Below are 6,363 nucleotides of genomic sequence, written 5' to 3'. Positions count from 1 at the left end.
CGAGCGTGGCCTTGGCTTTCACTTCTTGCGGCGTAAAGCCGATGTAGGTTATGGTCAGGCTGCTGCCTGCTGGCACTGCGAGCGAAAAACGGCCGTCGATGTCGGTTACGGTGGCCAGTTCGACCCCACCACCTGCACGCCGGCGCCTATTACGGGCTCGCCGTTGGCATCGTGAACGTAACCCGTAACGTCGATGGTTTGCACCGGCGCAAGTGGCCTTAACGAGGGCGCGGCGTGGCTCTCGGCATTTGCTCGAAGGGGCAAACATAGCCCCGTGCAGCTTGCTAAGAGCAGTGCAAACAGGCCGTGCTTTACTTCATAGCGTACTTCCATGTTGATTTTGTTTTTTTGTAATTAGAGATGTGATTGCTAATTTGGGTTGATAAAATTATGAATTGTTTGGAAGAACTGGTTAAAATGCGAGTGTTGTTTAAACATTATAAACATAAATCAGTTGCGATTAAGAGGGCGCGCGGCTTTTACGACGGGCAGACAAACCACGTATGACCGCAAACGGAGGCTGTGCGGTAGATTGGTTTGCGGTTCGTCTTCAACCCGATCGATACACACCCTAAGACTTACAAACTCATCAACTTATCAACTCAGCACCTCATTAATTCAACACCTTATTAACTCAGTACCTCATCCACTTGCCACCTCACCAGTGCAACACCTTGTCACCTCATCACCTCGAGAACATGCAAACACTTCAACTTATCAACTCATCAACCCACCAACTCAAAACCTCATCACCTTGAGCACTTACATACTCCTCAACTTGTCAACTCACCATCTCATTATCTCAAAATCTTAAAAATATTATTTTTGTTTTACAATATCGCTCCGATTTTTACTCCGTTCTAGCGAGAATGTTGGTTAAAAAGTGGGCAAAAGGCCACTATTTCTAGATTTTTTCGTCTTCCGTTTTGTCTGTTTTTAAGTGCAAAACCTGCATTTTGCACCATTTTGGCTTTCTAGTTTGGTTGCCGGCTCGTCTTTTCTAAAGCCCAATTATCCGATTTTTGCCCCCAAAATCCCACTTTTTAACGACTATTTTGCCCTTTTCGGCCTTGTTTTTCATGGTTCATAAAGGTTTTATTTATACCATTACAGCGGATATTTATGCTTTTTGCCTTGCCTTTAGCGACAAATCGCACTGCATTTTGCACCATTTTACCTTGCGTTTAGCACCAAAACGCATTGCATTTAGCACCAAAACGCACTGCGTTTAGCACCAAAACACACTGCATTTAGCATCAAAACGCACTATATTTGGCAGCAAACAACCCAAAAACTGGTGCAAATGATGGCCTCTTTAAATAAAAATACATTTTGTAGTGTCCGCTGGTTAGCCCCTTTTTGCATCGAAACAAACCCTCGCGAGAATCGATTTTTTGCGGCGAGTGGGCGATTGGTGGGCAAAAAAGGCACTCATAATGTTAAAAAACAAACCGAAAATTGTACAAAACAAAAGCGCAAGCGGCTTTTTGTTGGTGGGGTTTTGGGGTGCAAACCGATTGGGGCAGAAACGGGTATTGGTGGAGAAATGGTTGACGTTGGCTTTAAGCACCGAAGTAAAGACCCCCTGTGTGTGCAAGCCTTTGTACGAAATGGGGCTTGCCGATGCGCTGAACTCCCTCATGAAGGCGCGTTGGGTTTTATGCCGAACGCACGTTTACAAAAAGAAATCTCCCAGCGGCATGGCGAACCATGCAACTGGGAGAGGTGCTTGGGTTACCCCCTACAAACGCCGAATGTCGGCAAAACGGGGGTAAGTGGAGCTTGGATGATGACTGTTAGTCTGACTTGCGGCCAGGTAGTGCCGTTTATTCGGCCGTGAACCAAAGGAGGAATAATCCGCCGTCTACCTCGGTCAGCATCACCATCTCTTTCTCGGTGAGGGATTGTATGCGCGAGTTGCGCAGGAGCATCGGGCCCAGGGGTATTCGGGTGTCTATGTCTACGCGCTTGTTCTTAACGCTCCATTTGCCGTCGGGGAAGGTCATCGACTTAGGAGAGGTCACGGTAAAGTTGAACTTGTAGTTGGGCAGGAACTCGAAATGCTTTACGGCCATGTTGACAAACATGTGGTAGGGGTTTGAGCTAGTGTGGTCTACGATGATGCGCGAACGCTTTTGGTCGGACAGCCACTTGTGTTTTTGCAAGCCTTGTGCAATTTGTTCGTCGGCGTATTGCTCTTCGGCGGCGGGCAAAGTCAGGTTTTTCACCTCGGCACTGGTGGCTCCGCTTTTCACTACCAGTTTCAGTTTTTGCTCGTAACCGGCCAGCAGGAGCAGTTTAAAGGTGTGTGTTCCGTTTTTGTCTGCTGTGGCTTGGTCTAGTGGTTTACCCCTTTTAACGTCTAAAACCAGGCTTAGCGATGCCTCGGCTGGGGCATTGGCCACGTTTACGGTGGCGGTGTTGGCCTTGGTGTCTGCGGCCACTTCCACCTTCAACTCCTTGGGGTCGGGTTTTGGTAGGGGCGCGTTGCTGTTGTCGTCGTCGTTAGAACACGAAAATAAGAACATGGCGCAAAGCAGCGCCTGCATCCATAGTAGGGAGCGAATTGCTTTTTTTTGCATAGTGTTGTGTTGGTTTATGAGATTTTAGTTTGTGAGTTTATGAGTTTATGTGTTGATGAGGATATGGGTTTGTGGCTTTATGCGAACGTGGTTTTACGGGTTTACGAAGATGTGGGTTTGTGCAGATATGTGTTTGTTTGGCTGCTTATTTGCTTGCTAGTGCGTTGGCATGTCAACTTACAGTCGGCTTACTGCCCCCTCGTTCCACAAGAACACTCGCCCCCTCTCTTGGTGGAGAGAGGGGAGGAGAGTGTTTTATTCTATTCTTTTTGTTACCAGTTTTGCAAAATATGTTCGGTTTTTACTTAGCAACTTCATAACCATTCTCGTTTGTTTTAACCCATTTGGGGTAGTTTACCAATTCTGTTTTGGTTTTATCCACACTTAGAAAGAAGTCGAATTCGCCCTTAAAGTTGCTTCGTTTAAGGTTCTTGGGGAAGATAATCCGCTTAATTGGGTTGACAAGATCATCATTTATCCTTAAAAACCTAAGATTGTCTAAGCCCGTAAGGTCTAGAACATCGGTTTCTATCGAGCTTAAATCTAGCTTTTCTATCGTGGTTGGCATTTTTATAAGCTCAATTCGGGGCATGTCTGGCCTACTTTCTTCCATGCCTCTTGTCCACCCGAAATACAACTCACACCTTTTTAGCTTGGTATGGCTAAGGTCTAACTTCTTAACGGGGTCGATATAGCTGAGGGGTTTGAGAACAAGCGAGTCCAAGTTTTCGGGGTAAATGGTGTTGTCTGTGATGAATTGTTGGACTTCTAGCTCTCGCAGCCCTTGCACTTTGGTATAGTCTATCTTCGTTCCTACCTTGATGTCTGGCGTGCTGCTGGCTGGTAGGCTCAGAGATGTAACGGCGCAGGGTATGTCTTGGGGCAACATGGGCCACACGTTAAAGTTGTATGCCAGTCGTTTCAGCTTGTTAATCTTGTCTAGGCCCACGATTTTCGCTTTTTTCTGCCTATTGCCCAGGCCTAGTATCTCGAGGGTGTCTAGATACTGATTGAGCTTAACCTCCTCTACTTCATGTTGCTTGCTGTCTGGCTGATAAATAGAGAAATAGTTAATGCGGCTAGCACTAATGTCGAACGTGCGAATACCCCTGTTGTTTGCATCAGGATAGGCAGTGATGGTTAAACTGCGCACGTGGGGATTGGTAACTTTTATGTCGGGTTCTAGGATGTTGCAATCCTCGAACTGCATTTTGCGCGCCCTCGGGGTGTTGATGGTGTTTGCGTTGTATTCGCAATAACTTGCTTTAAACATAGGGAACACGTTTGTGGGAGCTTTTATTGCCGTGAGATCGCAATTCTTAAACTCCATCCATGTTATCTTGTCGTTCTTCGAGAAGTCGTATCCGCTTACGTCTATGGGCTTAAAGGGGCGGTTGGGAAACCAAAGCGTGTAATCGAAGTTGCCGGCTTCAAAGATTAGTCGCACCTCTTCTAGCTTTGTAAGCTTGTCTAGGTCGAGCATTTTTGTTATCTGCGCCTCGGTTATGTAAATGCTTTTCGTGTTTGGAAAGTTGCCTGCTCCCCACAACGTAACGTCTTGCCCCAGGCCTTTGAACTCGGCATACTGGTTGAATTGCAGAATATGCTCTATCTTTTCTGGCGGCAGGTTCTCTTCGTTTTTCATCTTTAAGAAGAGCGAGTCGCCGTTGGGCAAGAGGTATGCGAAGCCGTCTTTGAGGGCTTTTGCGTGGTAGAAGTTGATGATGCGTTCGCCCTCTTTGCGGTTAGCCTCGTCGGTAAGCTTGGGCAAATTGGCGCGTGCCTGCTCAAAGCGGTAAGCTCGGGCGTAGTCGGTAACGCGCTCTTTGATGAATTCCTGATATTGGGCGGTGTTCTCGTTCAGCTCCACATCGTCTTGAACGACGTTGAGCAAGTCGCCCTTTTGGCACGAGTTCAGGGCAAGTGCCAGGGCCGTTGTGGCGGCCAGTGTGATATATGTTTTGTTCATTGTAGCTTTGTGTTAGGGTTGTGTCAACGTTTTTGCGGTTTCTCTAACGCCTTTAACATCGGTTAAAGTGGCGATGGGCTGCTTAAGCATGAAGAGATAATAGGTTTCTTGTGGCGATGAAATGCGGAACCATGCGCCCGTGTTTGTGGACTTGATGTACTCGATGATGTAGTAATAGTTTTTCCAAACCTTCACGGCATCGCCGTTGTCGTTGCTGAGTAGCACGTCGAGCGGGCGTTGGTCTGTTGGAACACGGAAGAGTTCTTCGCCCACACTGATGAACGGAAGCTCGTTTGTTTCAACGATAATGCGGTTGCCTTGCGTGCGCCAAGTGCCTTTTACCATGATGTTCTTGTCTTCAACCTGTGATGCCCAGGGTCGAAACGCCGTTTGTTTTACCACCGAGGGGATGTCTATGTACACGTTGCCGTCTTGTGCGAAGTTGAATTCCGCCCCGTAAACAAGGGATGGCGTCTTGGTGAGGAAGTCGTTAACGAAAGTTGTTCGGATGGCCAATTGGGGTATTTCGAATTTACTTTCCGATTCGCTTGAATAGGGCGACATTTCCCAAGCGGTGTTGTTGAACAGGGCCTTGTCTATGGGTTGTCGGCTAACTTGCATGCCGTCGAACCATGCTTGCCCCATGTTGCGCAGGTCGGGAAACTCTGTTGGCGAGCCGCCTTCGAGCACCGAGCCTCCGTTAAAGAAGTCTATCATCATCACGCGGTCGCCTACGTCAACGTATGCGCGTATCATGGCCACGTTGTCTTTGGTTTGCAGGTCCATCACCTTCACGCGTAAGGTGGCATATCCCACGGGTGTTTTGGTGTCGATGATAACGGTGTTGGGGTCGGTTGGCGATGTTTTCCACTTGCCCCTGCAAAGAAGGAATTGGTATTTCGTAAGCGGTGGATAGAAGATGAGCGTGGAGGTGCCGTCTCTTTGCAGCTCCATACCCAGCCATGCCATAGAGTAGAGCATGCCTTCGAATGGGCCAGAGGCCTTATTGCTGAAGTTGGTGCTGCTCCACGAGTCGTTGGGAATGTTCAGGTTCACGTCTTTGAACCATGTGGTGGAGGTGAGTTTCTGCACCACGGGGTTGTTCAGATCGGGCACGGTGGCCTCTTGGTGTACATCTATAACGTTGCGTTGGTCGCATGCAGCGAACAAAGTGGCGAGCGACAAGGCCGCCAAAACGATGTGTTTCATTATATGCGGGGTTTTAAATGTTAATTTCTATGGCCGCCGATAGATAGCGGCGAGGTTGTGTGAAGCGTGCGAGCGACTTGCGCCCGTCTTTAAAGAAGAGGTTGATGTTGCCCAGCAAGGCGGGGTTGGTGAGCTGCCGCAGGTCGTCCCAACGGTGATATTGGGTGTCGAGAAGGTTGTACACGCCCGCCCTCAGCGTGATGTGGCCACCTATTTTATAGTAGGCATAGAGGTCGAAGGTGTATGCGTTCTCTAAAAATGCGGCAGGAAAACGGCGAATGATGTCGCGTCCGGAGGCATCGCGGTCCCAAAATGTGGTTTGCGAAATGGGCTTGGCGAAGTGGAAATTCATCTTGGCGTTAACCTCCCAACGCTTATTTGCACTGGTGTAGGCTAGCCCTAGGTTTCCGGCAAGCGGCTGAACGCTGAGCATGCTCATGCCCGAAGACGACTCGCCCTGTGCGTAACTCCATGCCGACGACAGCGAAATGCCGCGCAAGACGGGCCACCAAGCATCTGGATACAGTTGCAGGGCGGCATCGAAACCTACGAGGTGGGCGCGGTCGCGGTTAACGTTGGTTACGTAGGCCAGGCGTTTTTCTT

Annotated in this window: 6 protein-coding genes; 1 reads left to right on the top strand and 5 read right to left on the bottom strand. The window is 48.7% G+C overall.

The features are described 5' to 3' along the window. Positions 1 to 105: 105 nt before the first annotated feature. Positions 106 to 333, bottom strand: coding sequence for a hypothetical protein (locus BN93_RS18805; RefSeq protein ID WP_044261092.1), 228 nt, complete (start codon positions 331 to 333; stop codon positions 106 to 108). 970 nt (positions 334 to 1,303) lie between these two features. Between BN93_RS18805 and BN93_RS15220 the strand changes: the two genes are divergently transcribed. After that, the gene (locus tag BN93_RS15220) at positions 1,304 to 1,840 is read left to right on the top strand and encodes a hypothetical protein (protein ID WP_157462902.1); all 537 of its coding nucleotides are present in this window, start codon (positions 1,304 to 1,306) and stop codon (positions 1,838 to 1,840) included. On the opposite strand, the gene BN93_RS15215 is transcribed toward BN93_RS15220, so the two are convergent. The 4 genes from BN93_RS15215 to BN93_RS15200 form a co-directional block, all read right to left on the bottom strand. Then, positions 1,827 to 2,582: a hypothetical protein gene (locus BN93_RS15215; protein ID WP_044261091.1), complete on the bottom strand. Its 756-nt coding sequence runs from the start codon at positions 2,580 to 2,582 to the stop codon at positions 1,827 to 1,829. The genes BN93_RS15220 and BN93_RS15215 overlap by 14 nt on opposite strands. 301 nt (positions 2,583 to 2,883) lie before the next feature. Further along, positions 2,884 to 4,551 (bottom strand): hypothetical protein, encoded by a 1,668-nt coding sequence (locus tag BN93_RS15210; protein ID WP_019189142.1) that lies wholly within the window; start codon positions 4,549 to 4,551, stop codon positions 2,884 to 2,886. 12 nt (positions 4,552 to 4,563) lie between these two features. Then, on the bottom strand, positions 4,564 to 5,760 hold the full coding sequence (locus BN93_RS15205) for a hypothetical protein (RefSeq protein WP_019189141.1): 1,197 nt from the start codon (positions 5,758 to 5,760) through the stop codon (positions 4,564 to 4,566). A gap of 13 nt (positions 5,761 to 5,773) precedes the next feature. Beyond that, positions 5,774 to 6,363, bottom strand: a 590-nt coding sequence (locus tag BN93_RS15200; RefSeq protein WP_044261090.1) for a TonB-dependent receptor domain-containing protein, incomplete at its 5' end; no start/stop codon positions are given.

Source organism: Prevotella conceptionensis 9403948 (genome assembly GCF_000312305.1).
Classification (GTDB): domain Bacteria; phylum Bacteroidota; class Bacteroidia; order Bacteroidales; family Bacteroidaceae; genus Prevotella; species Prevotella conceptionensis.
The sequence above is the reverse complement of the archived record's forward strand: the minus strand, read 5'-3'. Positions and strand labels throughout refer to the sequence as shown.